Annotated in this window: 28 protein-coding genes; 12 read left to right on the forward strand and 16 right to left on the reverse strand. The window is 72.9% G+C overall.

Annotated features, from left to right (window positions below; genetic code table 11):
* Nucleotides 1–7: 7 nt before the first annotated feature.
* The 3 genes from ACQ1X7_RS07730 to cysS are packed head-to-tail and all read right to left on the reverse strand — an operon-like array spanning nucleotide 8 to nucleotide 3,943.
* Nucleotides 8–1,567 carry a metallophosphoesterase gene (locus ACQ1X7_RS07730; RefSeq protein WP_432477588.1) on the reverse strand — a complete coding sequence of 520 codons (1,560 nt, stop codon included), beginning with the start codon at nucleotides 1,565–1,567 and terminating at the stop codon, nucleotides 8–10.
* A gap of 8 nt (nucleotides 1,568–1,575) precedes the next feature.
* Nucleotides 1,576–2,541, reverse strand: coding sequence for a 23S rRNA (guanosine(2251)-2'-O)-methyltransferase RlmB (rlmB, locus tag ACQ1X7_RS07735; RefSeq protein ID WP_432477589.1), 966 nt, complete (start codon nucleotides 2,539–2,541; stop codon nucleotides 1,576–1,578).
* A 1-nt stretch (nucleotide 2,542) separates the two neighbouring features.
* Nucleotides 2,543–3,943, reverse strand: a complete 1,401-nt coding sequence (gene cysS / locus ACQ1X7_RS07740) for a cysteine--tRNA ligase (protein ID WP_432477590.1) — start codon at nucleotides 3,941–3,943, stop codon at nucleotides 2,543–2,545.
* 94 nt (nucleotides 3,944–4,037) lie between these two features.
* Between cysS and ACQ1X7_RS07745 the strand changes: the two genes are divergently transcribed.
* A complete protein-coding gene (locus tag ACQ1X7_RS07745) occupies nucleotides 4,038–5,270 on the forward strand; it encodes a C39 family peptidase (RefSeq protein WP_432477591.1) in 1,233 nt (410 codons plus the stop codon).
* Between the two features lie 3 nt (nucleotides 5,271–5,273).
* On the opposite strand, the gene ACQ1X7_RS07750 is transcribed toward ACQ1X7_RS07745, so the two are convergent.
* A complete protein-coding gene (locus ACQ1X7_RS07750; protein ID WP_432477592.1) occupies nucleotides 5,274–6,800 on the reverse strand; it encodes a molybdopterin-dependent oxidoreductase in 1,527 nt (508 codons plus the stop codon).
* A gap of 31 nt (nucleotides 6,801–6,831) precedes the next feature.
* Between ACQ1X7_RS07750 and ispF the strand changes: the two genes are divergently transcribed.
* Nucleotides 6,832–7,314 (forward strand): 2-C-methyl-D-erythritol 2,4-cyclodiphosphate synthase, encoded by a 483-nt coding sequence (gene ispF, locus ACQ1X7_RS07755; RefSeq protein ID WP_432477593.1) that lies wholly within the window; start codon nucleotides 6,832–6,834, stop codon nucleotides 7,312–7,314.
* Between the two features lie 75 nt (nucleotides 7,315–7,389).
* On the opposite strand, the gene ACQ1X7_RS07760 is transcribed toward ispF, so the two are convergent.
* Complete coding sequence (locus ACQ1X7_RS07760; RefSeq protein WP_135078869.1) at nucleotides 7,390–7,875, reverse strand: CarD family transcriptional regulator; 486 nt, start codon at nucleotides 7,873–7,875, stop codon at nucleotides 7,390–7,392.
* 236 nt (nucleotides 7,876–8,111) lie between these two features.
* Here ACQ1X7_RS07760 and ACQ1X7_RS07765 point away from each other — a divergent pair, with 236 nt between their 5' ends.
* Genes ACQ1X7_RS07765 through ACQ1X7_RS07775 form a run of 3 tightly spaced genes read left to right on the forward strand, consistent with a single transcriptional unit; the run spans nucleotide 8,112 to nucleotide 10,127 of the window.
* On the forward strand, nucleotides 8,112–8,828 hold the full coding sequence (locus ACQ1X7_RS07765) for a UbiA family prenyltransferase (RefSeq protein WP_432477594.1): 717 nt from the start codon (nucleotides 8,112–8,114) through the stop codon (nucleotides 8,826–8,828).
* A gap of 43 nt (nucleotides 8,829–8,871) precedes the next feature.
* The gene (locus ACQ1X7_RS07770) at nucleotides 8,872–9,384 is read left to right on the forward strand and encodes a hypothetical protein (protein WP_432477595.1); all 513 of its coding nucleotides are present in this window, start codon (nucleotides 8,872–8,874) and stop codon (nucleotides 9,382–9,384) included.
* The gene (locus tag ACQ1X7_RS07775; protein WP_432477596.1) at nucleotides 9,384–10,127 is read left to right on the forward strand and encodes a phosphoglyceromutase; all 744 of its coding nucleotides are present in this window, start codon (nucleotides 9,384–9,386) and stop codon (nucleotides 10,125–10,127) included. The genes ACQ1X7_RS07770 and ACQ1X7_RS07775 overlap by 1 nt, the downstream gene beginning before the upstream one ends.
* Nucleotides 10,128–10,131: 4 nt before the next feature.
* On the opposite strand, the gene phoU is transcribed toward ACQ1X7_RS07775, so the two are convergent.
* Entirely contained in the window at nucleotides 10,132–10,782 is a 651-nt protein-coding gene (gene phoU, locus ACQ1X7_RS07780; RefSeq protein ID WP_432477597.1) for a phosphate signaling complex protein PhoU, read from the reverse strand.
* 120 nt (nucleotides 10,783–10,902) lie between these two features.
* Here phoU and ACQ1X7_RS07785 point away from each other — a divergent pair, with 120 nt between their 5' ends.
* From ACQ1X7_RS07785 to ACQ1X7_RS07800, 4 genes are all read left to right on the forward strand, one after another.
* The gene (locus ACQ1X7_RS07785) at nucleotides 10,903–12,033 is read left to right on the forward strand and encodes a sensor histidine kinase (protein WP_432477598.1); all 1,131 of its coding nucleotides are present in this window, start codon (nucleotides 10,903–10,905) and stop codon (nucleotides 12,031–12,033) included.
* A complete protein-coding gene (locus ACQ1X7_RS07790) occupies nucleotides 12,030–12,710 on the forward strand; it encodes a response regulator (RefSeq protein WP_432477599.1) in 681 nt (226 codons plus the stop codon). The genes ACQ1X7_RS07785 and ACQ1X7_RS07790 overlap by 4 nt, the downstream gene beginning before the upstream one ends.
* A 197-nt stretch (nucleotides 12,711–12,907) precedes the next feature.
* Nucleotides 12,908–13,825, forward strand: coding sequence for a DMT family transporter (locus tag ACQ1X7_RS07795; protein ID WP_432477600.1), 918 nt, complete (start codon nucleotides 12,908–12,910; stop codon nucleotides 13,823–13,825).
* Nucleotides 13,826–13,842: 17 nt separating this feature from the next.
* Complete coding sequence (locus ACQ1X7_RS07800) at nucleotides 13,843–14,346, forward strand: ASCH domain-containing protein (RefSeq protein WP_432477601.1); 504 nt, start codon at nucleotides 13,843–13,845, stop codon at nucleotides 14,344–14,346.
* A gap of 1 nt (nucleotide 14,347) precedes the next feature.
* On the opposite strand, the gene ACQ1X7_RS07805 is transcribed toward ACQ1X7_RS07800, so the two are convergent.
* The 3 genes from ACQ1X7_RS07805 to ACQ1X7_RS07815 all read right to left on the reverse strand — a co-directional run bounded on the left by ACQ1X7_RS07805 (nucleotide 14,348) and on the right by ACQ1X7_RS07815 (nucleotide 16,607).
* Nucleotides 14,348–14,854, reverse strand: a complete 507-nt coding sequence (locus tag ACQ1X7_RS07805; RefSeq protein WP_432477602.1) for a YbjN domain-containing protein — start codon at nucleotides 14,852–14,854, stop codon at nucleotides 14,348–14,350.
* Entirely contained in the window at nucleotides 14,851–16,122 is a 1,272-nt protein-coding gene (mshA, locus tag ACQ1X7_RS07810; RefSeq protein ID WP_432477603.1) for a D-inositol-3-phosphate glycosyltransferase, read from the reverse strand. Before mshA ends, ACQ1X7_RS07805 begins: the two co-directional genes overlap by 4 nt.
* 104 nt (nucleotides 16,123–16,226) lie before the next feature.
* Entirely contained in the window at nucleotides 16,227–16,607 is a 381-nt protein-coding gene (locus ACQ1X7_RS07815; protein WP_432477604.1) for a hypothetical protein, read from the reverse strand.
* A 119-nt stretch (nucleotides 16,608–16,726) separates the two neighbouring features.
* On the opposite strand from ACQ1X7_RS07815, the gene ACQ1X7_RS07820 reads away from it, so the two are divergent.
* Together ACQ1X7_RS07820 and ACQ1X7_RS07825 are read left to right on the forward strand one after the other, a co-directional pair.
* Nucleotides 16,727–17,470, forward strand: a complete 744-nt coding sequence (locus ACQ1X7_RS07820) for an SDR family NAD(P)-dependent oxidoreductase (protein WP_432477605.1) — start codon at nucleotides 16,727–16,729, stop codon at nucleotides 17,468–17,470.
* A gap of 85 nt (nucleotides 17,471–17,555) precedes the next feature.
* Nucleotides 17,556–18,245 (forward strand): aspartate/glutamate racemase family protein, encoded by a 690-nt coding sequence (locus ACQ1X7_RS07825; RefSeq protein ID WP_432477606.1) that lies wholly within the window; start codon nucleotides 17,556–17,558, stop codon nucleotides 18,243–18,245.
* Here the strand turns inward: ACQ1X7_RS07825 and ACQ1X7_RS07830 are convergent.
* The 3 genes from ACQ1X7_RS07830 to ACQ1X7_RS07840 all read right to left on the reverse strand — a co-directional run bounded on the left by ACQ1X7_RS07830 (nucleotide 18,242) and on the right by ACQ1X7_RS07840 (nucleotide 21,056).
* Nucleotides 18,242–19,579, reverse strand: a complete 1,338-nt coding sequence (locus ACQ1X7_RS07830; RefSeq protein WP_432477607.1) for a protealysin inhibitor emfourin — start codon at nucleotides 19,577–19,579, stop codon at nucleotides 18,242–18,244. The genes ACQ1X7_RS07825 and ACQ1X7_RS07830 overlap by 4 nt on opposite strands.
* 128 nt (nucleotides 19,580–19,707) lie before the next feature.
* A complete protein-coding gene (locus tag ACQ1X7_RS07835) occupies nucleotides 19,708–20,595 on the reverse strand; it encodes an RNase H family protein (protein WP_432477608.1) in 888 nt (295 codons plus the stop codon).
* Nucleotides 20,592–21,056, reverse strand: a complete 465-nt coding sequence (locus tag ACQ1X7_RS07840; RefSeq protein ID WP_432477609.1) for a PPOX class F420-dependent oxidoreductase — start codon at nucleotides 21,054–21,056, stop codon at nucleotides 20,592–20,594. The genes ACQ1X7_RS07835 and ACQ1X7_RS07840 overlap by 4 nt, the downstream gene beginning before the upstream one ends.
* A 94-nt stretch (nucleotides 21,057–21,150) precedes the next feature.
* Between ACQ1X7_RS07840 and typA the strand changes: the two genes are divergently transcribed.
* A complete protein-coding gene (gene typA / locus ACQ1X7_RS07845; protein WP_432477610.1) occupies nucleotides 21,151–23,088 on the forward strand; it encodes a translational GTPase TypA in 1,938 nt (645 codons plus the stop codon).
* Between the two features lie 2 nt (nucleotides 23,089–23,090).
* Here the strand turns inward: typA and ACQ1X7_RS07850 are convergent, their stop codons facing one another.
* Genes ACQ1X7_RS07850 through ACQ1X7_RS07865 form a run of 4 tightly spaced genes read right to left on the reverse strand, consistent with a single transcriptional unit; the run spans nucleotide 23,091 to nucleotide 26,455 of the window.
* The gene (locus tag ACQ1X7_RS07850; protein ID WP_432477611.1) at nucleotides 23,091–23,834 is read right to left on the reverse strand and encodes a hypothetical protein; all 744 of its coding nucleotides are present in this window, start codon (nucleotides 23,832–23,834) and stop codon (nucleotides 23,091–23,093) included.
* 10 nt (nucleotides 23,835–23,844) lie between these two features.
* On the reverse strand, nucleotides 23,845–24,489 hold the full coding sequence (locus tag ACQ1X7_RS07855) for a maleylpyruvate isomerase family mycothiol-dependent enzyme (protein ID WP_432477612.1): 645 nt from the start codon (nucleotides 24,487–24,489) through the stop codon (nucleotides 23,845–23,847).
* Nucleotides 24,486–24,929: a MarR family winged helix-turn-helix transcriptional regulator gene (locus tag ACQ1X7_RS07860; protein ID WP_432477613.1), complete on the reverse strand. Its 444-nt coding sequence runs from the start codon at nucleotides 24,927–24,929 to the stop codon at nucleotides 24,486–24,488. The genes ACQ1X7_RS07855 and ACQ1X7_RS07860 overlap by 4 nt, the downstream gene beginning before the upstream one ends.
* Nucleotides 24,930–24,982: 53 nt before the next feature.
* The gene (locus ACQ1X7_RS07865; protein ID WP_432477614.1) at nucleotides 24,983–26,455 is read right to left on the reverse strand and encodes a serine hydrolase domain-containing protein; all 1,473 of its coding nucleotides are present in this window, start codon (nucleotides 26,453–26,455) and stop codon (nucleotides 24,983–24,985) included.
* Between the last annotated feature and the right edge of the window lie 6 nt (nucleotides 26,456–26,461).

The following is a 26,461-nucleotide window of genomic DNA, read 5'->3' on the forward strand; positions in this document are numbered from 1 at the left end:
CGCCAGACTAGTTCGTGGCCCGGTCGTCGCCACCGCCCGGCTCCGGCCGGCTGCGTGGGTCGAGGGACTCCTCGAGCGGCTCGTAGGAGAGCGGCTGGAAGCTCTCGACGACGAACTGCCCGTTGGTCTGCAGGGTCACCGGCTGGATCCCGACCGGGCGGCCGTCCCGGTAGGTCAGCAGCGAGACCATGGCGTCGCGACGCGGCTTCGACCCGATCGCGATGGCGTACGCCGCCCCGCCGGTCGTGCCGGTCGTGTAGGAGTAGCCCACCTCGCCGTCGGGGCCCTCGACCCGGTCGGGGCCGATCTTCACGTGCACGTGCCCGCCCACGACCAGGTCGACGCAGCCGCGCTCGAGCGCCGGCTGGGCCAGGTCGGTGTCGTGGACCAGCGCGGTGGCGACGCGCTCGTCGGCGTCGCAGATCTCGTCGCTCAGCCGCTCGGCCACCTCGTCGAAGCCCAGCCCGGTCTCGTCGCGCCAGTTGCCCAGGCCGCTGGCGCGTGGGTCGTCGACTCCGATCAGGGAGGCCTCTCCCGGACCCTCGACCACCTCGCCGTCGAGCATGGTCCAGCCGAGGTCGTCGAGGTAGCCGCGCACGAACTCGCCGTTGTCGTGGTTGCCCGCGACGGCGTACTTGTCGTAGTCCTCGAAGGCCTCGTCGAGCGAGTCGAGGCTGAACGCCTCCCACTCGGCCCCGGTCGAGGTGTCGTCGCCGGCGTCGAAGACCGCCTCGGCCCCCGCCCGGTCGCCGATCGCACGCGCCACCCGGTCCATGCCGATGTTGTCGTGGCGGTCCGAGACCAGCACCACGACCGTCTCGTCGTCGGCCGGCTCGCGCAGGGGCAGCTCGGCCGCCCCGGTGGCCGCCTTGTCGTAGAACTCCTTGCTGTTCTCGTAGGTGGAGATCGCGCTCTCCACCAGCCGCTGGGACTCCACGACCGTCACGTCCGCGCCCACCTGCACCTCGGACAGCTGGCCCGGCAGGGGCACCCGGTGGTCGAGGAAGGTGTCGAGGTCCACCCAGGTCCGGTGCGCCCCGAGGCTGGGCTCCTCGGGCTGCCACGGCTCCCACAGCAGCACCAGGCCCAGCACGACGGCCAGGCCTGCCGCGAGCCCGACCGGGCTGCGGGCACCGCGCCACAGCTCCCGCCGGCGGGCCGGCCCCAGCAGCAGCCACACCACGACCGGCACCAGCCCGAGCAGGATCCCGCGGAGCGCCGCGTCGTACGCCATGTCGGCGACGGCGTCCCGCACCTTGGCGACCGAACCCTCCGGCTGGCTGGCGATCAGCGCGTAGCGCTCGACCAGGGCCGCGGGGCTCTCGGAGGTGGTCTTGCCGAGGGTGACGTCGACGCCGAGCCGCTGGCCGGACGCGATCCGGACGTCGGGAAGCACGGGTCCGGTGCTGACCGTCACCCACCCGTCGAGGGTGGGTCGCACCACGGAGTCGTGGCTGGCCAGCACCACCTCGCGGCTGGACCCGAGGAAGATCGCCGACCCGGTGGCGAGCGCGACCGCGAGCCAGACGGCCGCCAGGCCGAGACCGCTCAGCAGCCGGGGCGTCATGGGCGAGGTCAGGCGCGGGCCCGCGCGATCGCGTACAGGGCCACCGAGGCGGCGACCCCGGCGTTGAGGGATTCCAGGTCGTGCGCCATCGGGATGGACACCAGCTGGTCGCAGGTCTCGGCCACCAGCCGCGAGAGGCCGCCGCCCTCGGCGCCGACCACCACGACGAGCGGCCCGTCGGCGAGTCCGTCGGGGCCGGTGAGCTCGGGGAGCGAGACGTCCCCGTCGGCAGCGAGGCCGACCACCATGCAGCCGGCCTCCTGGAACGCCGTGAGCTGGCGGACCAGGTTGACCGAGCGGGCCACCGGGATCCGGGCCGCCGCGCCGGCGCTGGTCTTCCAGGCGGCCGCGGTCATCCCGGCGGCGCGGCGCTCCGGCACCAGCACGCCGTGGGCGCCGAAGCCGGACGCGCTCCGCACGACCGCACCCAGGTTGCGGGGGTCGGTGACCTGGTCGAGCGCCACGACCAGCGGCGGCTCGCCGGCCTCCTCCGCGCGGGCCAGCAGGTCGTCGGGGTGGGCGTACTCGTACGCCGGGATCCGGGCGGCGAGCCCCTGGTGGACCGCGCCGCCGGTGAGCCGGTCGAGCTCGGTCCTGCTCACCTCGAGCAGGCTGGTGCCCTGGTCGGCGGCGAGCTTGAACGCCTCGCGCAGCCGGCCGTCCCGCTCGGCGCCCTCGGCGACGTACACCGCAGTGACCGGTACGCCGGCGCGCAACGACTCGACGACCGAGTTGCGGCCGGCGATCCACTCGGCCTCCGAGCCGGGCCGCTGTCGTGGCTTGCGCTGCGGCTGCTTGTCCGTGCGCTTCGACTTCTGCTGGGCCGCCTGGTGCGCCTTGTGGTAGGGCCGGTCCTTCGCCTTCGGGGTCGGCCCCTTGCCCTCGAGGCCGCGACGCACCCGGCCCCCCGACCCGGCGGCGGGCTTCTTCGAGGTCCTGCGGACCGAGCCCTTGCGCTGCGAATTCCCTGCCACGTCACACGCTCCACTTCGGGCCGTCGGGGGTGTCCTCGATCTCGACGCCCGCGGTCTTGAGCCGGTCGCGGATCGCGTCGGCGCGCGCCCAGTCCTTGTCGGCGCGAGCCTGGGCCCGCTCGTCGAGCAGGCCGGCCACGAGCGCGTCGACCACGCCGACCAGCTTCTCGTCGCCGCGGGAGTCCGCGAAGTCGGCCGGGTCCAGGCCGAGCACGTCGAGCATCTCCCTGACCTCGAGCACGCGCGAGGTGAGCTCCTGCGAAGGGCCGGACGTCAGCAGCCGGTTGCCCTCGCGCACGGTGTCGTGCAGGACCGCGATCGCAGCCGGGGTCCCGAGGTCGTCGTCCATGGCGGCGGTGAACGCGGCCGGCAGCCGCCCGGCGTACCGGCCGTCCTCGACCATCCCCCGGGCGCGGTCGAGGAACGACTCGATCCGTCGGAACGCAGCAGCGGCCTCGTGCAGGGCCTCGAAGGAGAACTCCACCGTCGAGCGGTAGTGGGCGCTGACCATGTAGAACCGCAGCTCGATCCCGCGCACCTGTTCGAGCACGTTCGGCACCAGCAGCGAGTTGCCGAGCGACTTGCTCATCTTCTCGCCGGAGGTCGTGATCCAGGCGTTGTGCAGCCAGTACGCCGCGAAGCCGTCACCGGCCGCACGCGACTGCGCCTGCTCGTTCTCGTGGTGGGGGAACCGGAGGTCGACCCCGCCGCCGTGGATGTCGAAGGCGGCGCCGAGGTACTTGCGCGCCATCGCCGAGCACTCGATGTGCCAGCCCGGCCGTCCCGGGCCGTACGGAGAGGGCCAGGCGGCCGTCTCCGGCTCGGCGTCCTTCTTCCACCCCTTCCAGAGCGCGAAGTCGCGCGGGTCGCGCTTGCCGCGCGGGTCGGCGTCGGTGGCCGGCTCCATGTCGTCGATCCGCTGCCGGGTCAGCTCGCCGTACGCCGGCCACGACCGGACGTCGAAGTAGACGTCGCCCGAGCCGTCCTCGGCGGCGTACGCGTGGCCCTTGGCCACCAGCCGCTCGATCAGCTCGAGGATCTCGGGCACGTGCCCGGTCGCGCCGGGCTCGTAGGTCGGCGGCTGCACGTTGATCGAGGCCAGCACCTGGGTGAGCTCGCGGTGCATGTCGTAGGCGAGGTTGAACCAGGGCCGGCCCTGCGCCTCGGCCTTGGCGAGGATCTTGTCGTCGATGTCGGTGACGTTGCGGATGAAGGTGACCTCGTAGCCCTGGTGGGTGAGCCAGCGCCGCAGCACGTCGAAGTTGACCGCCGACCGCACGTGGCCGACGTGCGGCTCGGACTGCACGGTCAGGCCGCAGACGTAGATGCCCGCCTTCCCCTCCTCGAGGGGGACGAACTCGCGCACCTCGCGCGTCGCGGTGTCGTGCAGCCGGAGAGTCACCCGGCAGAGTCTAGGTGCGCGGAGGGCAGGCACCACGATCGCCGGGTGCTGTGACTTGTGGGACAGGAGTGACGATCCACCGTACCCTCGACGGGTGCCCCGACTCCTCCCCCGCCTGCTGCCGGCCGCCGCGCTGGCCCTGCTGCCGCCCCTGCTGGCCGCGACGCCGGCCGAGGCGGCCCCGCCGCCGCGCAAGATCGCGTACGCCGAGTGGCGCGGCCCCGACCTCCGCGCAGGCAGCCTCGCCGGCGCGACGCTCGACCACGGCGCCGTCCGGGTCAGCGACCCGGTGGCGACCCGGACCTACGGCGGCCGTACCTACCGGGTCGGTCGCTGGACCTCGCCCTGGCGGCGGCCCGGCTTCGCCCTCACCGAGCTGGTCGCCTCGTGGCAGGCCCGCACGCCCGGCCGGTCCTGGGTCGAGGTCCGGGTCCGTGGCCGCAACGCCGACGGGCGGGTGTCGAGCTGGGACACGCTCGCTCGCTGGGCGGCCGGCAACGGCATCCGGCGGACCACGGTGTCGGGCCAGTCCGACGACCTGGCCGACGTCAACGTCGACACCTGGCGGGCACCGGGCGGGCTCACCTCGTTCCAGCTGCGCGCGGTCCTGATGAAGAGCGGACGCAGGTCGCCCCGGCTGCAGGGCCTCGGCGCGATGTCGTCCCGGATCGGCGCGGTCGACGGCGTGACGACGTCGCGGCCGAGCGTCGCCGGCGGGGTGGTGCTCGACGTCCCGCGCTACTCGCAGATGGTCCACTCCGGCCACTTCCCCGCGTGGGGCGGCGGCGGCCAGGCCTGGTGCTCCCCGACGTCCACCTCGATGGTGCTCGGCTACCACGACGCGCTCCCGTCGCGACGGGCCCGCTCCTGGGTGCCCGACGGCCACCGTCAGCCGTGGGTCGACCACGGCGCCCGGATGACCTTCGACCACGGCTACGACGGCACCGGCAACTGGCCGTTCAACACGGCGTACGCCGGCAACCTCACCGGCGGCCCGGCGTTCGTGACCAGGCTGAAGAACCTCCGCCAGGCCGAGCGGTTCATCAAGAAGGGCATCCCGCTCGTCGCGTCGGTGTCGTTCGGGGCCGGTGAGCTCGACGGCGCCCCGATCTCGTCCACCGCGGGCCACCTGCTGGTCATCGTCGGCTTCCGGGACAACGGGAACGTCGTGGTCAACGACCCGGCGGCGCGCACCAACGGCGGGGTCCGGCGTACCTACGACCGTGGCCAGTTCGAGGACGTGTGGCTGCCGACGTCCGGGGGCCTGGTCTACGTCATCACCGACGACGACCACCCGCTCCCGGGCGGACCCTCGCCGGGGTGGTGAGGCTCAGGCCTCCGAGGCGGTGACGTCGACCTGGTGCCACCCGGTGGCGCCGTCGGGGACCACGTCGCGCTCGACACCGGTCTGCACCTCACCGGACCTGCTGACCGCACGCACCCGGAGCACGTGGTCTCCGGGCTCGAGGGTCACCGACCCCGCCCACTGCACCCAGGTGTCGTCGGTGGGCGGCGAGGCGATCTCGACCGCCGTCCAGGAGCCGCCGTCGACGGAGACCTCGACCCGCTCGATGCCGACCTGCTGCTGCCACGCGACCCCGCCGACCCGGACCTCGCCGGCCGGGACGTCGTCTCCTGCCCGGGGGACGTCGATCCTCGACGCCAGCCGGACCGGCGCCTGCTCGGCCCAGCCCTTGCCGGTCCAGTACGCCTCGATCCGGTCGAACCGGGTCACCTCGATGTCGACGACCCACTTGCACGCGGACACGAACCCGTAGAGGCCGGGCACGACGGTGCGGACCGGGAAGCCGTGCTCGACGGGCAGCGGTCGCCCGTTCATCGCGATGGCCAGCATCGCGTCGCGGTCGTCGGTCAGCACCGAGAGCGGCGTGCCGCAGGTCCAGCCGTCCTCGGAGGTCTGGAGCACGGCGTCGGCGTCGGGGCTGACGCCCGCAGCGGCCAGCAGGTCGGCGAGCCGGACCCCGCTCCACCAGGCGTTGCCGATCAGGTCGCCGCCGACCGGGTTGGACACGCAGTTGAGCGTGACCCACGCCTCGACCCGGGGTCGTTGGAGGAGCTCGGCGAAGCTGAGCTCGAGCTCCTGGTCGACCATGCCGTGGATGCGCAGCCGCCAGTCCTCCGGCGCGATCGTCGGGACCGAGAGCGCCGTGTGGATCAGGTAGAAGTCGTCGGCCGACGTCTCCCAGGGCGACACCCCCGACAGGCCGATGCGGGCGCTCGCCGGGACCCTGGGCTCGGTGACCCGGGGCAGCCTGAGCAGCGCCCGCTCCGACTCCAGGGCGCGCCGGCCGCGACCCACGAGCCGGCCGGCGCCGGCCAGGCCGACGGCGAGCACCGCCACCACACCGGTGCCGAGCAGGAACCCGCGGCGCGAACCGGCCGTGACGGCCTCGTCCAGGGTGCGGTCGGCCCGGAGCCGTCGTGCGAGCACGTCGAGGGTCACGACCCAGGTCACGAAGCCGACCACGAGCGGCAGGTACCCCGCGGGCGAGGTCGACTCGCCCATCGCGACGGCGAGCACGCCCACGACGGCCAGGCCGCCGAAGGCCACCAGCGCCCACCCCCGGCTCCGGGCGGCGATCCAGCCGATGCCGCAGAAGGCGAGCGCGAGCAGCACCAGGATCCCGCCGACCAGCAGCGGCTTGTCGTAGTGGCCGAGCCGCTGGATCGCCCACTCGACGACGGCGCCGGGGCTCACCTGGATCACCAGCTCGGCGACCGCGACGACCGGTGAGTGCCGGACACCGAGGAGGGTGGCCACGAAGTAGCTCGCGGCCAGGCCTGCGAAGCCGGCCACCAGCCCGGCCAGCGGCCACGCCCACCGGTCGTTCCTCACCCCTCGATTCTTGCTCAGGCATGATCGTCCCGTGAATCCCGAGCTCCGGGTCGGTGTCGGCACCGACGTCCACCGCCTGGTCGAGGGCGTCGAGATGCACCTGGCCGGGCTGGCGTGGCCCGAGGAGTCCCGCGGACTCTCCGGGCACTCCGACGGCGACGTCGCCGCCCACGCCGCCTGCGACGCGTTGCTCTCCGCCGCCGGCCTGGGCGACCTCGGCTCGAACTACGGGACGTCCGAGCCGGAGTGGGCGGGCGCGGCCGGGACGGCGCTGCTCGCCGAGACCGCCCGACGGCTGCGCGCCGCGGGCTGGGAGATCGGGAACGTCGCGGTCCAGGTGATCGGCGAGCGCCCGCGCGTCGGCGTACGCCGGGCCGAGGCCGAGGCGGCCCTCTCGGAGGCAGCGGGCGCGCCGGTCACCGTGACCGCGACGACCACCGACGGGCTCGGCCTCACCGGCCGCGGCGAGGGGGTGGCCGCGATCGCCACCGCCCTGGTGCACCGCACCGACTGAGCGAGGTGGGCACTCCCGCACACGGAACGGGCCCCCGGGATCTCTCCCGGGGGCCCGTTCGTGGTCGTGCAGTCGTCAGGACGCGAGGACCTCGTCGAGGATCGCCTCGGCCTTGTCCTCGTTGGTGTGCTCGGCCAGCGCCAGCTCCGAGACCAGGATCTGCCGTGCCTTGGCCAGCATGCGCTTCTCGCCTGCGGACAGACCGCGGTCACGCTCGCGGCGCCACAGGTCGCGCACGACCTCCGACACCTTCATGACGTCACCGCTGTGCAGCTTCTCCAGGTTGGCCTTGTAGCGACGCGACCAGTTGGTGGGCTCCTCGACGTGGGCGGCACGCAGGATGTCGAACACGCGGTCGAGACCCTCCTTGTCGACGACGTCGCGGACACCGACCAGATCGAGGTTGCAGGCCGGAACCCTCACCACGAGATCCTGCTGGGCCACGATCCGGAGGACGAGGTACTGCCGGTCCTCCCCCTTGATCTTCCGCATCTCGATGTCTTCGATGACTGCGGCCCCGTGATTTGGATAGACAACCGTTTCGCCGACGGTGAAGGTCATATGTCAAGTACCCCTTTCCAGGTGACCAGTCTAACACGGCCCGCACCGTGCCTCCGAAACGTTTGCGCAGGTCAGAGGGCGATTCGGGGCTTGACAGAACGTCGGTCCGTGTGGTGGCGCGCCGATGGCCGTCGCGTGTGGCGCCGCCGGGTGCCGTGCCCGATACTGCGTCCATGGCCACATCGGCAGCGGGGACGGCGCACGGGGCCGCGGCCGACCGGGAGAGGTCGCGCACGATGACGACACGCCTCGGCACCTGGACGCCGATCGCGCTGCTCCGCTGTGCGCACCCCACGCTCGGGCTGGTGACGGCCGTCGGGCTGGCCGGCGCGGCCGCGCTCAGCGGGCGCAGCAGCGTCGCGGTCGGCATGGTGCTCGCCACCGCCGTGGTCGGGCAGGCGGTGCTCGGCTGGCACAACGACCTGGTCGACCGGGCCCGGGACGCCTCCCACGCCCGGACGGACAAGCCGCTGGTCCGGGGCGACCTCGACCCGTCGACCGTGTGGTTCTGGCTGGCGGTGGCGGTGATGCTGGTCGTGCCGCTCGCGGTGTTCCACGGCGTGTGGGCCGGTGTCGCCTACCTGGGGTCGCTCCTGGTCGGGATCCTCGGCAACCTCGTGCTGCGCGGCAGCTGGCTGTCGTGGCTGCCCTGGGCGACCTCCTTCGCCCTGTACCCCGCGTTCCTCGCGTACGGCGGCTGGGCCGGCCAGGGGCGCGAGACCCCGCCGGAGCTCACCGTGACCGTGCTCGCCGCCCTGCTCGGGGTCTGCGTGCACGTGCTGGTCGCACTCCCCGGGCTGGTCGCCGACAACCAGGACGGCCGGCGCCACCTGCCGCTGCGGATCGCGCTCCGGATCGGAGCACCCCGGCTGCTGTGGGCGACCGTGGTGGTCACCGTCCTGATGCTGGGCGGTCTCCTGGCGGAGGGCGCCAGGGTCGGTCTGACCCAGTGACCGACGGGCACGCCTCCGGCGTACGACCGATAGCATGCGGGCCATGCACTCGCGACGCTCCCTGGCGCTGCTGACCGGCGCGCTCCTGCTGGCCGCGCCCCTGTCCTCGTGCGGCTTCGACCTGGCGACCAACGAGGTCAACCAGATCGCCGCGGGGACCAACAACCGCGACTCGTCGGTCGACGTGCTCGGCGCGGTCGTCGTCTCGGGCGAGGAGGGCAAGGGCACCTTCGTCGCCACCTTCGTCAACAACGACGTGACCGAGCCGGCGACGGTCGACTCGGTCGGCGCCCAGGACCCGGCAGCCGCTGAGGTCGTCGACTTCACGCCGGTCGAGGTCGCCCCCAACGGGCTGGTCAACCTGGCCGAGGACGACCAGGGCATCCTGGTCGAGGGCGACTTCGCCGCGGGTGACTACCTGCCGATGGTGATCGAGCTGTCCGGGGGCGACCCCATCGAGGTCGACGTGCCCGTCGTGCCCAACTGCGACCAGTGGGAGGGCATCGACCCGATCCCCGGCGACTGCGAGGTCGCCGAGCCCGTGGGTGAGCACTGATGGCGTTCACGCTCGTCCTGCTCCGGCACGGCGAGAGCGAGTGGAACGCCAAGAACCTCTTCACGGGCTGGGTCGACGTCGACCTCACCGAGAAGGGCCGCGCCGAGGCCGTCAGTGGCGGGCGGCAGCTCGCCGAGGCGGGGCTGCTGCCGGACCTCGTCCACACCTCGGTCCAGCGTCGCGCGATCACGACCGCCAACCTGGCCCTCGACGCGATCGACCGGCACTGGATCCCGGTCCGGCGCTCGTGGCGGCTCAACGAGCGCCACTACGGCGCCCTGCAGGGCAAGGACAAGAAGCAGACCCTCGAGCAGTACGGCGAGGAGCAGTTCATGACCTGGCGCCGGTCGTTCGACGTGCCGCCGCCGCCCCTGCCCGACGACGACCAGTGGTCACAGGTCGGCGACCCGCGCTACGCCGACCTCGGCGACGAGATGCCCCGCACCGAGTGCCTCAAGGACGTCATCGCGCGGATGCTGCCCTACTGGGAGGACGCCGTGGTCCCCGACCTGCGGGCGGGTCACACGGTGCTCGTGGCCGCCCACGGCAACAGCCTGCGCGCCGTGGTGAAGCACCTGGACCGGATGAGCGACGACGCGATCACCGGCCTCAACATCCCCACCGGCATGCCGCTGGTCTACCGGCTCGACGACGACCTCCGGCCGACCGTCGCAGGCGGTGAGTACCTCGATCCCGAGGCCGCCGAGGCTGCCGCGGCCGCCGTGGCGCAGCAGGGTCGCTGAGCTCTCAGACCTCCACCGGCAGGTCGCCGGTGACGACGAAGACGACCCGGTTGGCCACCGAGACGGCGTGGTCGGCGATCCGCTCGTAGTAGCGGCCGAGGAGCGCCACGTCGACGGCAGCCTCGACGCCGTGGGACCACTCGCCGGACAGCAGCTCGGTGAAGCTGCGTCGGCGCAGCTGGTCCATGACCTCGTCGTCACGACCGAGCTCGATCGCGGCCTCGACGTCCTTGTCGACGATGATCCGGGCCACCCGACCGACCATGTCCTCGGCGACGTCGCCCATCCGGGTCATCGTGCCGCGGAGCTGCTCGGGCACGGCGACCTCGGGGACCCGGAGCCGGGCGATCTTGGCGACGTGGACCGACAGGTCGCCCATCCGCTCCAGCTCGCTCACCATCCGCAGCGCCGACACCACGACCCGGAGGTCGCCGGCGACCGGCTGCTGGAGGGAGAGCAGCGAGAAGCAGGAGTCCTCGACCTTCTCGCGGACGCCGTCGATCTCGGAGTCGGCGCTGATCACGCGCTCCGCGATCTCGGCGTCGCCCTCGAGCAACGACCGGGTGGCGTCGCCGACGGCGGTCTCGACCAACCGGCACATGCCGGCGAGGTCGGAGAAGACGGAGTCGAGCTGTTCGTGGAAGGCCTGACGCATGGACCCAGCGTAGGCACCCCAGGTGACGAGTCGGGGAGGATCCGTGAACGGGCGGTGAACAGTGGACTGCACGTCGTCGCGCGCGCCAACTCCCGGTGAATGGCGCCGTACGCTGGACGCGTGGACTCGACGCTCCAGGCGCTGCTGGCCGCGCTCATGGGAGCGCTGGTCGCCGGAGGCGCCGTGCTGGCGTGGGCCGTGAGCGAGCGCCAGCAGCGGCGGATCGCCCCGGTCGAGGAGCCGGTCGTCCCGCCCGGAGTCGCCACCGTGCTGTCGGTGCTGCGCAGCAGCGCGGTGCTCGTCGGCGAGGACGACGAGGTGCTCAAGGCCAGTGCGCCGGCGTTCGCGCTCGGGCTGGTGCGGGGCCACTCGCTGGTCTCCGAGGAGCTGGCCACGCTGGTCGGCCAGGTGCGCCGCGACGGGCAGATCCGCGAGACCGAGCTGCTGATCCGCCGCTCCGGGCTGTCGGCCCGCCACGTCACCGCGCGGGTCGCGCCGCTCAGCTCGCGACTGGTGCTCGCGCTCGTGGAGGACCGGACCCGGGAGCGTCAGGTCGAGGCGGTGCGCCGCGACTTCGTCGCCAACGTGAGCCACGAGCTCAAGACGCCGGTCGGCGCGCTGCGGCTGCTGGCGGAGGCGGTGCAGGACGCCGCCGAGGACCCACAGGCGGTGCAGCGGTTCAGCGGCCGGATGATCACCGAGTCCGACCGGCTGTCCCGGCTGGTGCAGCAGGTCATCGAGCTCTCGCGGCTGCAGGGCGACGAGCCGGTCGACGCGCCGTCCGCGATCCAGGTCGACCAGATCGTGAAGACAGCGGTCGACACGAGCGCCATCGACGCCGACACCCGCCGGATCTCCATCGTCACGGGTGGGACGGCGGGCCTGGAGGTGTTCGGCAGCAACGAACAGATCACCGCCGCGGTCGGCAACCTGGTCGCCAACGCCGTCGCGTACTCCGAGGAGGGGTCCACCGTCCTGGTGTCGACCAAGGGCCTCGACGAGGCCGTCGAGATCTCGGTCGTCGACCAGGGCATCGGCATCCCCGAGGAGGAGGTGGAGCGGATCTTCGAGCGCTTCTACCGCGTCGACCCCGCTCGTCACCGCTCCACCGGCGGCACCGGCCTCGGCCTGTCGATCGTCAAGCACGTCGCCGCCACCCACGGGGGCGACGTGAGGGTGTGGTCCGTCGAGGGCCAGGGATCCACCTTCACCCTCAGCCTTCCCCGTCGTGACCTGGAGACCCACCTGTGACCCGAGTACTCGTCGTCGAGGACGAAGAGAGCTACAGCGACGCTCTCGCCTACATGCTCCGCAAGGAGGGGTACGACGTGGCCATCGCGACCACCGGCCCCGACGCGCTCAGCGAGTTCGACCGCAACGGCGCCGACATCGTGCTGCTGGACCTGATGCTCCCGGGCCTGCCCGGCACCGAGGTGTGCCGGCAGATCCGGGCCACCTCGAGCGTCCCCGTGATCATGGTGTCGGCCAAGGACGACGAGGTCGACAAGGTCGTCGGCCTCGAGCTGGGCGCCGACGACTACGTCACCAAGCCGTACTCGCCCCGCGAGCTGGTCGCCCGGATCCGTGCGGTGCTGCGCCGCGGCGTCGGCGAGTCCGCCGTCGACAACGCGGTGCTCGAGGCCGGTCCGGTCCGGATGGACGTCGAACGGCACGTCGTCACCGTCGACGGGAGCGAGCAGCGGCTGCCGCTCAAGGAGTTCGAGCTCCTCGAGATGTTCCTCCGCAACCCCGGCCGCGTGCTCACCCGCGGCCAGCTGATCGACCGGGTGTGGGGCGCCGACTACGTGGGCGACACCAAGACCCTCGACGTCCACGTCAAGCGGCTGCGGGCCAAGCTGGAGCCCGACCCCTCCGAGCCGAAGTTCCTCACGACCGTCCGCGGGCTGGGCTACAAGCTGGACCTGTGACGGTGCCGTCGGTTTCCCCGCCTGAGCGGGGAAACCGGAGGTTGGCGCGGGAAGTTTCGGTCACGAACCGGCGGTTTCCCCGCCTGAGCGGGGAAACCGCCCACCAGTCCGCCCTCGTCCCCACATCGGCAGGAAGTCGCGGTGCGGCGTCCGAAAACCGCGTGTGCGGGAGGGGCCGGCGTTCCTAGGGTGGACCGGTGAACCGGACGCCCCACCCCCTGCTTCCCCTCGCGGCGGTCGCCACCACGCTGGTGCTGTGGGCGAGCGCGTTCGTCGCGATCCGCTACCTCGGCCACGACTTCTCCCCCGGCGCCCTGTCGCTCGGCCGGCTGGTCGTCGCCTCGCTGGCCCTCACGGTGATCGCGCTGGCGAGCGGCCTGCCCCGACCGACCGGCCGCGAGTGGACCTCGATCGTGGCGATCGGCGTGCTGTGGTTCGGCGTCTACAACGTGGCGCTCAACGAGGGCGAGCAGCGGGTGGACGCCGGCACCGCGGCGATGCTGATCCAGGTGGCGCCCGTTCTGATCGCGCTGCTCTCGGCGGTGTTCCTCGCCGAGCCGTTCACCCGCAACCTCGGGCTCGGGCTGGGGCTCGCCTTCGGCGGAGTGGTGCTGATCAGCGCCGGCAGCTCGCCCGGCGGTGACCGCGACGTCGTCGGCGTGGCCCTGTGCCTGCTCGCCGCCGCGGTGTACGCCGTGAGCCTGGTGCTGCAGAAGCCGTTGATGGCCCGGCTGCGCAGCGTCCACGTGATCTGGCTGGCCTGCACGATCGGCGCCGTCACCTGCCTGCCGTTCGCCGGCCAGCTGTGGTCGGAGACGACCACGGCCCCCGCGTCGTCGATCTGGTGGCTGGTCTACCTCGGCCTGTTCCCGACCGCGATCGCGTTCTCGACCTACGGTTACGCCCTGCGCCACATGTCGGCCAGCCGGCTTGGCGTCACGACCTACCTGGTGCCGCCGATCACCATCGTGATGGGCCTGGTGTTCCTCGACGAGGTCTCGCCCACGATCGCGTACGTCGGCGGTGCGCTCGCCCTGGTCGGTGTGGCCGTGGCGCGGCGCCAGCCCAAGCGGCGCGAGCCCGAGCCGCAGGCCGAGACGGTCGACGTGCGCTGACCCGGCAGGATGGGGGCGTGACCGACGACCTCGCCCCGCCCGACCTCGCCGCCGCCCAGCAGATGTGGCAGGAGTACGTCGCGGCGCGGCCGGTGGGCGTGGCAGCCGGCGACGAGCACACGGTGGAGCAGTTCGGCGACTCCCGAGGGCTGGCCGACGAGCTCCTGCGCCTGGTGACCCACGGCCCCAAGCGGGCGACGGCCGAGCTGGTGGCCGGGTTCGCCACCAGTGGCGACCCGCTCCCCCGCGTCGGCTCCCACTGGATCGCCTGCGACGGCGCCGGCCGGCCCCGGGTCGTGCTGCGCAGCATGGAGCTGCGCATCGGGCCGTTCGACTCGGTCGACGAGGCGTTCGCCCGCGACGAGGGCGAGGACGACCGGACGCTGAAGAGCTGGGCGGACAACCACCGCCGCTACTGGCAGCGCACCTGCGCCGCCCGGGGGGCCGTGTGGTCGGAGGAAGACGAGATCGTCTTCGAGCGGTTCGCGGTGGTGTGGCCGCCGGAGCTGGCCGACCGCTGACTCAGTCGCGCCGCGCGTCGGACTCCAGCCAGCCGCGGAACGCCTCGAGGTTGCGGGTCGACTCGCCGCGCGAGGTGCGCCACTCCCACTCCTTGCGGATGGCCGACCCGAAGCCGAGCTCGAGGATGGTGTTGAACGACTCGTCGGCGTAGGTCAGGACGGACCCGAGCACGCGGTCCAGCTCGTCGGGGGTGACGGTCGACAGCGGGAGTCGCGCGTCGAGGTAGATGTCGCCCAGCGGGTCGAGGCCGAATGCGACGGCGTACATCTTGAGGTTGCGCTGGAGCAGCCACCGGTAGACGCCCTCGAAGTTCTCGTCCGGGCGTCGGCACACGAACGCGTGCACCCCGAGGGCGTGCGGGCCGACGTCGAGCCGGACCGCGGTCTCGAGCTTGCGCTCGCCGGGCAGCCGCAGCGCGAAGACGCCGTCGGAGACCTCCTCGTGCTCGATCTCGGCCGCCTCGAGGTGGTCGCGGACCACCTGGGCCACCTGGTCCGGACTCGTCACGAGGCGACTGCCAGCGCCGACTGCGCCTGCTCGTAGACGTCGAGGGTGCGGTCGGCGGTCCGGTCCCAGGAGAACTCCCGGGCCTGCTGCACGGCTCCCGCCGCGAGCCGCATCCGCAGCTCGTCGTCGGTGACCAGCCTGCGCAGGGCGCCGGCCCAGTCGCGCGGCGCGTGGCCCTCGACGAGCAGCCCGGACACGCCGTCGCGGACCACCGTCGTCAGTCCGCCGACGGCGGTGGCGACGACCGGGGTCCCGCTGGCCTGCGCCTCGACGGCGACCAGGCCGAAGGACTCGTTGTAGGACGGTACGGCGACCAGGTCGGCGGCCACGCACCAGTCGGCCAGCTCCTCGCGGCCGACGGGCGGCACGAACCGCACCACGTCGTCGAGCCCGAGGTCACGGGCGAGGTCGGCCAGCGAGTCCGGGTGGTCCAGACCCGAACCGGACGGACCGCCCACGACCGGGACCACGAGCCGCGACCGGAGCCCGGGCGACTGCTCGAGCAGCACGGCGACCGCGCGGAGCAGCACGTCGGGGGCCTTCAGGGGCTGGATCCGACCGGCGAACATCAGCACGCTCGCGTCGAGGGGGAGACCGAGGGCCGCGCGGACCGTCGAGCGGTCCCTGGGCCGGAAGACGTCGAGGTCGACGCCCGGGTGGACCACCTCGACCCGGCCCGGGTCGGCGTCGTACAGCTCGATCAGCTGCTTGGCCTCGATGTCGGTGTTCGCGACCAGCATGTCGGCGGCGTCGACCACCTGCTGCTCGCCGATCACGCGCCCCTCCGGCTCGGCGGTGTCACCCTCGGCGAGCGCGTCGTTCTTCACCTTGGCCATCGTGTGCATGGAGTGGACCAGCGGCACCCCCCACCGGTCGCGGGCGAGCGCCCCGACCTGGCCGGACAGCCAGTAGTGGGAGTGGACGAGGTCATAGTGGCCCACGGGGTGCGCAGCCTCGGTCCGCAGCACCTCACGCGCGAACACGCACATCTGGCCGGGCAGCTCGGCCTTCGCGAGCCCCTCGAACGGGCCCGCCGTGATGTGGCGCACCAGCACGCCGTCGGCGGCGAGCACGGTCGGCGGCAGCGACGAGGTGGTCGCACGGGTGAAGACGTCGACCTCGACGCCCCGGGCGGCCAGCCGCTTGGCCAGCTCGACGACGTAGACGTTCATGCCGCCGGCGTCGCCGGTGCCGGGCTGGTCGAGGGGTGAGGTGTGGAGGCTGATCATCGCCACGCGCCGGGCCCACGGCCCCATGCTGCGTCTCACGCGGTCTCCTGTCTGCGGACGTCCTCGAGGGTGAACGCCGGCCACCTGCCGGAACATTCCGCGTCGCGTGTCCGTGCTGGTCAGCGTGGGTACGGCCGCCCGGTTCAGCGTGCGGCGTGGGAGCCGGGCCGCGGGGCCGCCGGGGTCGTGCCGCGCCGCCCGACGACGGCGCAGACGAGGGAGAGGACGACGGCGAGCAGCCCGATCGCGCCGTCGAGGGCGACCGTCGGTCCCTCTCCACGGACCACCGAGTAGATCGACCACACCAGCAGCGGGAACGCGACCGCCACGATCAGCCGCAGCCACAGTGCGCTCCTGCTGACCAGACCCGCCCCGACGACCGCGAGCGCGACGGCGAGCAGGCCGAGGCCCACCCAGGACGCGGCATCGGCCCAGTCGCCGGCCGTGCCGGTCAGGTCGGCGACCCATCGCGCGACCCAGCACAGGCCTCCGAGCAGCCCGGCGACCGGGCCCAGAGCGCGCACGTCCAATCGACCCCCCACTTTCGTCTCGAGCTGGGATCCGACGGCATCCAACCCGTCAGTCTGCCACCACGGCCGCACCGGCGATCGTCCGGCCCGGCCGGAACGGCAGAATCGTCGCCATGGACTCTCGTACCGCCGTCGTGACCGGAGCCAGCAGCGGCATCGGCGCCGCCTCCGCCCGCGCCCTCGCCGCCGAGGGCTTCCGGGTGTTCTGCGCGGCGCGCCGTACCGACCGGGTGCGCGAGCTGGCCGCCGAGATCGACGGGGTGGCGGTCGCCTGCGACGTCACCGATCCCGACTCGGTGGCGAGCCTGGCCGAGGCGGTGGGCGAGGTCTGCCACGTCCTGGTCAACAACGCCGGAGGAGCCTTCGGGTCCGACCCCATCGAGTCGGCCGACCCCGACGACTGGCGCGCGATGTACGAGGTCAACGTGATCGGCACGCTCCAGGTCACCCAGGCCCTGCTGCCGGCGCTGCGCGCCTCCGGCGACGGACTGGTGCTCACCATGGGCTCGACCGCCGGACGGATCGCCTACGAGGGCGGTGGCGGCTACACCGCGGCCAAGCACGGCACGCAGGTGCTGTCGGAGACGCTGCGGCTGGAGCTGTGCGGGGAGCCGATCCGGGTTTCGGAGATCGCGCCCGGGATGGTCCGCACGGACGAGTTCTCGCTCGTACGGTTCGGCGGCGACCAGGAGAAGGCCGACGCGGTGTACGCCGGGGTCCCCGACCCCCTCGTCGCCGAGGACGTCGCCGACGCGGTCGCCTGGATCGCGACCCGGCCCAGCCACGTCAACATCGACGAGCTGGTCATCCGTCCGCGTGCCCAGGCGGCCCAGCACAAGGTGCACCGGGTGGAGTGACCGGCCACGGCGCCTCGCGCCGTACGTCCGTGACCGCCCCTCGGTCCGGACGTCCAACCCGACAGCCGGGTGGCAGACTGCCCCCGTGCAGACCATCGGACTCGTCGGCGGGATGAGCTGGGAGTCCAGCCTCGTCTACTACCGCGACCTGAACACCGGCGTGCACGAGCGCCTGGGCGGGCTGTCGTCACCCAAGCTGGTGCTGAGCACCGTCGACTTCGCCGAGCTGACCGCGCTCGAGGACGCCGAGCGGTGGGACCGCATCGGGCAGCTGCTCTCCGAGGCGGCGCAGGGCGTCGAGCGCGCCGGAGCCGACTTCCTGGTGCTCTGCACCACGACGTTCCACAAGGTGGCCGACGACATCGAGGCCGCCGTCGGCATCCCGCTGCTGCACCTTGCCGACGTGGTCGCCGAGGCGGTGAAGGCCGAGCGGGTCACCAAGGTCGGCCTGATCGGCACCACGGTGGCCATGGAGGACAGCTTCTTCAGCGACCGGATGGCCGAGCACGGCGTCGAGGTGGTCGTGCCGGCCGCCGAGCACCACGCGTTCCTCAACGACGCCATCTACGAGGAGCTGGTGCACGGCCAGGTCGTCGACCGGACCCGGCGCCGGGTCGTCGAGATCATCGACGGGCTGTGGGACGCCGGTGCGCAGGGCATCCTGGTCGGCTGCACCGAGCTGGAGCTGCTGATCTCGCAGTCGGACGTCGACCTGCCGCTCTTCCTCTGCACGACGCTGCACGTCGAGGCGGCCCTGGACCGGGCCCTGGGCTAGGACCCCTCGTCCAGCACCAGCTCCATCAGCCGGCGGGTGTCGGCGTCGAGCGCGACCTCCTGGACGGTGTAGGACTCACCTTCGCCGATGCCGATCTCGTAGACGTAGCGGTCGGGCTGGGGCGCGCCGGTCTCGGCCGCGCTCCTCAGGTCGACGCGGTCCAGCAGCTCCCGCACGGCCCGCGCCCGGTCGTCGTCGGCCGTCGGGTCGACCGACCCCTCGACCACTTGGCCGACGATCCCGCCGCTGCGGCGTACGGAGACCACACCGGGCTGCGTCGTGGGCGGTGCCTGCGGCGCCGGGGACTCCGCCGTCCCGTCCGTGACGCCGACCTGTGCCCACGCCTCGCGCACCGCGTCCTCGTGCTCGCCGGCGGCCGCGACGGTCGCGGCGGCGAACGCCCGGAAGTCCGACACGGTCGTCAGCTCGCCCGAGGTGAGGGCGGCGTACCAGATCCGTCCCGCGCCACCGGCCGACGTCCCGCCGACCGCCCGTGCGGCCAGGACGAAGGCCCGGTTGGGGATGCCGGAGTTGATGTGCACCCCGCCGTTGTCGTCGACGGTCTCGACGAAGTCGTCCATGTGGGCCGGCTGCGGGTCCCTGCCGAGCGCGGGGTCGTCGTACGCCGTGCCGGGGTTCTCCATGTCACGGAGCCCGCGGGCGTTGATGCCGGGGACGAAGATCTCCTCGCCGATCAGCCAGCTGCCGGCCGCGGCGTCGGCGCCGGCCAGCTGCTGCTTGAGGCAGGCGGCGAAGACGTCGGAGACCGACTCGTTGAGCGCGCCCGACTGGTTCTGGTAGACCAGCCCGGCCGTGTGCTCGGTGACCGCGTGGCCGAACTCGTGCGCGATCACGTCTGCGGCGCGGGTGAACCGGGTGAAGACCGTGCCGTCGCCGTCGCCGAACACGAGGTGGCCGCCGTCCCAGAACGCGTTGGCGTAGTCACGGCCGTAGTGGGCGGTCAGCAGCAGCCGCGCGCCGGCGTCGTCGAAGGAGTCGCGGGCGAAGACGTCGCGGAACAGGTCGAGCGTGGCGGTGATGCCGCTCGCCGCCTCGTCGACCGCCGCGTCGCCGGACTCCGGCTCACCCTCGCTGCGAACGGGCTCGCCCGGGAGCTCCTCGGCGTGGTCGGCCGTGTGCACCACCCAACGGGCCGTGGTGTCGCGTGCGGTCGCCCGGACACCCCCGCCCCGGCGGCGGTCCCGCAGCTGGGTGTCGATGCGGAGGCACTCGTGGACGTAGCCCTCGGCCAGGGTGCCGGTCCGGGCGAGCTCCTGCATCAGGTACGGCGGGACGAAGTGGCAACTGCTCAGGGTGTCACCAGGTGTGTCCATCCCCCCTGCCTACTCGCGCTCGTCGCGGGGCGGCAAGGTCCCTTTCGGGGTAGTTCAGTGGCGAGTGGCCCCTCCAGAGGCTGCGGCAGGGGCCACTTCTCACTGGAGTACCGCAAGGTTGGTGCCACTCAGGACTCGGGGGTGCCCTGGTGGTACCGCTGCCGCCAACCACCCGGTGACCGCACCCAGAGCGAGCTGCGGAGGGTCGTCGGGCCGGATCCGGCAACGGCTCGCCAGCGCAGCAGGAGCACGCCGTCGGCGACCCGCTCGACGCCGAGCACCTCGAGGTCGACCGGATCCGGCAGCGGCCCGATCGAGGCCAGCAGGTCCTCGCGCGTCCACACCCGGCCCGAGCGGCCGACCTCGGTCCACCCCGGGTCCAGCAGCGCCGCCACGGCTGCGGGGTCGGACCTGACCTCGTCGGTCAGCAGCGACCGCTCCAGCGCGACGACCTGGTCCTCGTCGGAGGGCTCGTCGTCGCCGAGCGAGAACAGGTCGGCGTCCGGCTCCGGCGGCCGGGTGACCTGGTAGTCGTGGGTCCCTCGCCGGCCGTCGATCCCGGGGCCGTGCGGGGGCTGCTCGCCGTTCTGGAACGCCAGCGCGGCGGCGTTCGCGAGCCGGTCGGCGGCCTCGTTGAGCTCGTGCCCGCTGTGCCCCTTGACCCACTCGAAGTGGACCCGGTCGCGCCGTCCCTCCATCGCCGCGTCCAGCGCCTGGACGATCTCGAGGTTCTTGATCGGCTTCTTGTCGGCCTTCTGCCACCCGCGCCGCTTCCACCCCGCCATCCACTTGGTGATCAGGTCGATCGTGTACGTCGAGTCGCAGTAGACGAGCAGGTCGTCGTCGAGGTCCGCGCTCTGCTGGAGCAGGTCGAGGACGGCGGTCAGCTCGCCCATGTTGTTGGTGCCGTGCGGCCAGCCACCGCTGGCCCAGCAGTCGTCGTCGACGTACCACGCCCAGCCGGCGGGGCCGGGGTTGCCCAGGGCGGACCCGTCGGCGGCGGCGACCAGGGTCATGCGAGCCGGGCCGGGAAGCCGCCGGTGGCCACCGGGCCCCAGGACTCGGGCGTGACCCGGATCAGGGACTTGCCCTGCCGGCGCATCGCCTCGCGGTACTCGTCCCAGTCGTCGTGCTCGCCGGAGATGCAGCGGAAGTAGTCGACCAGCCCGTCCTCGGCCTCCTGCGAGGGCATGTCGAGCACCTCGGCGGTGCCGTCGACCTGCACCCACGGTCCGTCGAACTCGTCGCTCATCACCAGCACCGTCGCGGCCGGGTTCCGCTTGAGGTTGCGCGCCTTCGCGCGCTCCGGGTACGACGAGATCACCAGGCGCCCCTCCTGGTCGACGCCGCCGGTCACGGGCGAGACCTGGGGGCGGCCGTCCTGCCGCGTCGTCACCAGGGCGTAGCGGTGCCGCTCGCGGGCGAAGTCGAGCAGTTCCTCGCGGGACACCGTGGTGTTCGTGGCGATGCTGGGCATGGGTCCAGCCTAGGGTCGGGCGCCCGGAGCCGGGCGCCAGCCCTCGGGCGGCGCCGAATCGTGGCCCACGGCCGCGGCTCCGTAGAATCCGCCGGTGCCCACGACGCTCCCCGCTCCCCGCCCGACCACCCGGAACGACCTCCGCAACGTCGCGATCGTCGCCCACGTCGACCACGGCAAGACCACCCTGGTCGACGCGATGCTCCACCAGGCCGGCGCCTTCACCGAGCACCAGGCCGAGGGCGTCGCCGAACGGGTGATGGACTCCGGCGACCTGGAGCGCGAGAAGGGCATCACGATCCTCGCCAAGAACACGGCCGTGAGGTACGCGGGGCCGTCCGCGCGTACCGCAACCACCGTTGATGGTGACGCCGGAGGCGTCACCATCAACATCATCGACACCCCCGGCCACGCCGACTTCGGCGGCGAGGTGGAGCGCGGGCTGTCGATGGTCGACGGGATCGTGCTGCTGGTCGACGCGAGCGAGGGCCCGCTGCCGCAGACCCGGTTCGTGCTGCGCAAGGCCCTGAATGCCGACATGCCGGTCGTGCTGGTCGTCAACAAGGTCGACCGCTCCGACGCCCGGATCGCCGAGGTGGTCGACGAGACCTACGAGTTGTTCCTCGACCTGCTCGACGAGTCCCACAGCCAGGACGCCCTGGACTTCCCCGTCGTCTACGCCAGCGCCAAGGCCGGCCGGGCGTCGCTGGAGGTCCCCGCCGACGGCGGGCTGCCGGACTCCCCCGACCTCGAGCCGCTGTTCCGCACCATCCTCGAGACCATCCCCGCCCCGACGTACGACGAGGGCGCGCCTCTGCAGGCCCACGTCACCAACCTCGACGCCTCGCCGTTCCTCGGCCGGCTGGCGCTGCTGCGGGTCCACCAGGGCACGCTGCGCAAGGGGCAGACGGTGGCGTGGATCCGGCGCGACGGCACCGCGCGGAACGTCCGGGTCACCGAGCTGCTGGTCACCGAGGGGCTGGAGCGCAAGCCGGGCGAGAGCGCCGGGCCGGGCGACATCGTGGCCGTCGCCGGCATCCCCGACATCACGATCGGCGAGACGCTCGCCGACGCCGACGACCCGCGCCCGCTGCCGCTGATCCACGTCGACGAGCCCGCGATCTCGATGACGATCGGCACCAACACCTCGCCGCTGGTCGGCCGGGTCAAGGGCTCGAAGGTCACCGCGCGACTGGTCAAGGACCGGCTCGACTCCGAGCTGGTCGGCAACGTGTCGCTGCGGGTCCTGCCGACCGAGCGGCCGGACGCCTGGGAGGTGCAGGGCCGTGGCGAGCTGGCGCTGGCGATCCTGGTCGAGCAGATGCGGCGCGAGGGCTACGAGCTGACCGTCGGCAAGCCGCAGGTGGTCACCAAGGACGTCGACGGCAAGCTGCACGAGCCGGTCGAGCGGCTCACGATCGACGCGCCGGAGGAGTACCTCGGCACCATCACCGAGCTGCTCGCCACCCGCAAGGGCCGGATGGAGCAGATGACCAACCACGGCACCGGCTGGGTGCGGATGGAGTTCCTGGTGCCGGCGCGCGGCCTGATCGGCTTCCGCACCGAGTTCCTCACCGAGACCCGCGGCACGGGCATCGCCCACCACGTGTTCGAGGCGTACGAGCCGTGGGCCGGCGAGATCCGCTCCCGCGCGTCCGGGTCGCTGGTCGCCGACCGGGCCGGCGTGGCGACGTCGTACGCGATGACGAACCTGCAGGAGCGGGGCGTGATGTTCGTCGAGCCCTCGACCGAGGTCTACGAGGGCATGATCGTCGGCGAGAACTCCCGCGCCGACGACATGGACGTCAACATCACCAAGGAGAAGCAGCAGACCAACATCCGTTCCTCCACGGCCGACAACTTCGAGAAGCTGGTCCCGCCGCGCAGGCTCTCGCTCGAGCAGTGCCTGGAGTTCTGCCGCGAGGACGAGTGCGTCGAGGTGACGCCGGAGACGGTACGGATCCGCAAGGTCGTCCTCGACTCGAACGAGAGGGCCAAGCTGGCGTCCCGGGCCCGCAAGGGGACACGCTGACCTCAACGTCGGCGCGTGCGGTCCACCACGAGCGCCGGCCGGACGAGATCGGTGTTGTCGATGACGAGGTCCGCGCGGGCGACAGCGTCGACCTGGGCCAGGTAGACGGCCTCCGCGGGCGCGTACCTCTCCTCGTGCAGCCGGCGCGCCTCCGCCTCGCCCTCTCGGCCGAGGTCACGCGCGAGCCCGCGGGCCAGCGCCGTGGCCGGCTCGACCGTCAGCCGGATGCGGAGGTCCCAGAGGTGGTCCAGCTCGGGGCGCATGGCGAAGACCGAGTCGACGACGAGCACGTGGTCGGGCCGGAGCGCGACGGTCTGCTCGCGGTGGTCGATGCCGGTCAACGGGTCGTGCGCGCAGAGCGAGACCACACCGCTGCCCGAGGCCCCACCGGGGCCCAGCAGCAGGCTCCGTACCCCTTCGAGGTCGTAGGCGTTCTCGTAGAAGCCACGACCGCTCACCCGGTCGTAGCCGTGCTCGGCTGCGTGCCGCCACGGGTGCTTGAAGTCGTCCAGCGAAGCGCGGGCGGTGGCGCGGCCGCAGGCCTGCAGGGCTGCGGCCAGCTCATGGCCGAACGTCGACTTGCCCGCGCCGGTCCGCCCGTCGACCGCCACCCGAAGCCGACCGGACGACGTCTCGTCGATCGTCTCGGCGATGGTCTGCAGGAGGGCACGCCGCTGGGGGGAGGGCGGGCCCGGCTCCACCGGCTGCCAGGTCGAGAGCGAGACGAGGGGCTCCTCGACAGCCACGGTCACCGCCTCACGACGCGAGGGCCTCGACGCCGGGGCCGCGCAGCTCGGGGAGCACGACACGGCGCCCGGTAACTGCCATGGTGAGCGCCTCGAGAGTGCCGACCACCTCAGGTCCCTGCCCGTGCTGCCAGTCCGCATCCGTCGCCCGCAGGGACAGTCCCTCGATGCGACGCCGGTCGACGAGCCCGGGCGCCGCCTCGCCGGAGCAGAGGTGGTCGAGGAGGACCAACCAGTCCTCCCGGCGCGCGTCCACAGGGAGTGCCAGGGGGCGGGCGAGGTCACGCAGGTGGATGCAGGTCTCCGCGAACGGGCCCATCGGGCCCACCCGGGGAGGGTCGACGTGGTCCCCGGAGTGCTCGCCCAGCAGGTCCACGATCTCGGCCGGCTCGCGCCCGGCGAGCCGTCGGGCCAGGTGGTCCACCGTGGCCGCGGTGTCCCCGCGGTGGCGGATCGAAGCGAGGAAGAAGCGGCCGAAGCCGACCAGCATCGGTTGCAGGAGATGGGCTGCCAGGTGACGCACGGTCCATCCCTCGCACAGGGTCGGCGCTTCCCACTGGTCGGGCGCCAGCCCGTCGAGGAGGTCGGCGATCTCCCTGCGGTTGCGCCCCGTGCGGGCGTGGATGTCGAGGGTGTCCACATCGTCTCCGCTCATGACGTGGCCCTCGTCCGGAGGTCGTTCCCGAACGCTGCCAGTACCCGGGCTGCCGTGGCGAGCTCCTCCGTCGTGCACTCGGCTGCGAGCGACGCGAGGTCGACGACCTCCTGCGCGTGCAGGCGGTCGAACGCCGTCACGCCCGCGGGGGTCAGGTCGACCAGTACGGACCGTCTGTGCGCCGGGTTGGTGAGCGTGCGCGCGTGCCGCTGCCGCACGAGCTCGTCGACGTGCCGCTGCACGTTCTGCCGGGCCAGGGACAGCGTCTCCGCCATCTGCGGCACGGTCATCGGGCCGAGAGTGCGCAGCAGCTCCGCCACCGCCCGGGAGCCGACCGTCCACCCCAGGCCACGCACCCGGCTGTCGACGACCCTGGTCGACTCGAGGACAACAGGCCTCACGTGCCGGAGGACGTCGTACACGGCGGAACCTCGTGACATGACATCAATGATGTCATAGCCGCTGTTCGACACAAAACGTGGTCACGCTCCGCTCACCGGTGTACGGCATACCGCGAGAGCACCGCTCCGGAGGGGGCCGGCTGTCCCTTCCGAAGGCTGCGGGAACGGCGGACGCCGACGAGGCAGGCCACGAGGCTGGCGGCGGCCGCCGCGACCAGCACCACCGCCGCCCAGAAGACGTCGGGGGCCCAGCGTCCCAGGACCGCCGCCTCGACCGGTCCCGCGTGCAGCACCACCGCCGTGGCGGCGAGCAGCACCACCACGTCGCAGGCGATCAGCACCACCCGGCCCCGCCGCCGTACGCCGAGCGTGTGCCGTCGCCGCCGCACCGCGACCACGCACGCGGGGACGAGCAGGGCGGCGCCGAGGCCGGTGAGCAGCCAGGGCGCGGCGAGGAGGACCGGATCGGGTCCGGTCGGTCGTGGGTCCTGACCGAGGGCGAGTCGGACCAGGTCGAAGGCCGCGCCGTTGAGCTGCGCGTCCCGCGCGGGCGAGTAGCCGTTCTGGAGCAGCACGACCGCGAGTCCGAGGTCGGGCAGCAGGACGAGGGTGGCGAAGGAGCCCGGGGTCGCGCCCGAGTGCCAGGCGTACCGCACCCCGTCCCGGGTCTCGACCCGCCACCCCGCCCGGTACGCCGAGCGCGCCGGATCGGGTGCGGATGCCCGGCGGACCCGGTCGAGCACGGCGGCTGGCCAGGCGCCGTTCGCGTCGGTCGACAGCAGGTCGGTGGCCGCGTGCTCCAGGTCGGTCAGGCTGGCGCCGACGTAGCCGTAGGGGACGCCCGAGGCCACGTAGCCGGGGTCGTAGGGCCAGGCGCGACCCAGCGCCAGCCGGTGGCCGGGTGGCAGGCGCCGGGCGGAGGCGGGGTCGACGACGGCGTCGGCCATGCCGACCCGGTCGAGGAGGGTACGCCGCATCAGGTCGCCCACCCGCTCCCCGGTGACCTGCTCCACGAGCGCGCCGAGGACCAGGTAGTTGGCGCTGCTGTACCGGTACGACGCCCCCGGCTCGTCGGCGAGGTCGACACCGCTCAGGGCGCGCACCTGGGACCGGAGGTCGGCCGGGTCCTGCGTGGCCCGGTCGGCGTCGGCGAGGCCGGCGGCGGCGTCGAGCCCGCTGGTCTGCTCGAGCAGCTGGCGGGCCGTGATCCGGTCGCTGAGCTCCGACCGCGCGGTCCGGAACCAGCTCAGCCGGCGTACGACGGGCTGGTCCAGGTCCAGCCGCCCCTGCTCGGCCAGTCGCAGGACGAGGGCCGCGGTGAACGCCTTGCTGAGCAACCCGAGAAGGAACGGCGTGTGCGGCGTGACCGCGTGCCCGTCGCCGTCGACGCCGAGGGTGCCCTCCGCACGCGGACCGTCGTCGTCCACCACCGCCCAGGCCACCCCGGGGACCCCGGCAAGCTCCTGGTGGCTCGCCATCGCTGCGGCCAGGTCGTCGGGGCCGGGCTGCGCCGCGCTCCCCGACACCAGCGGCCCCACCAGGAGGAGCAGCACGAGCAGTCTCACGTCGTC

Origin of the sequence: Nocardioides sp. GXQ0305 (assembly GCF_050880345.1) — a bacterium.
In the GTDB taxonomy this organism is placed as follows: Bacteria; Actinomycetota; Actinomycetes; order Propionibacteriales; family Nocardioidaceae; genus Nocardioides.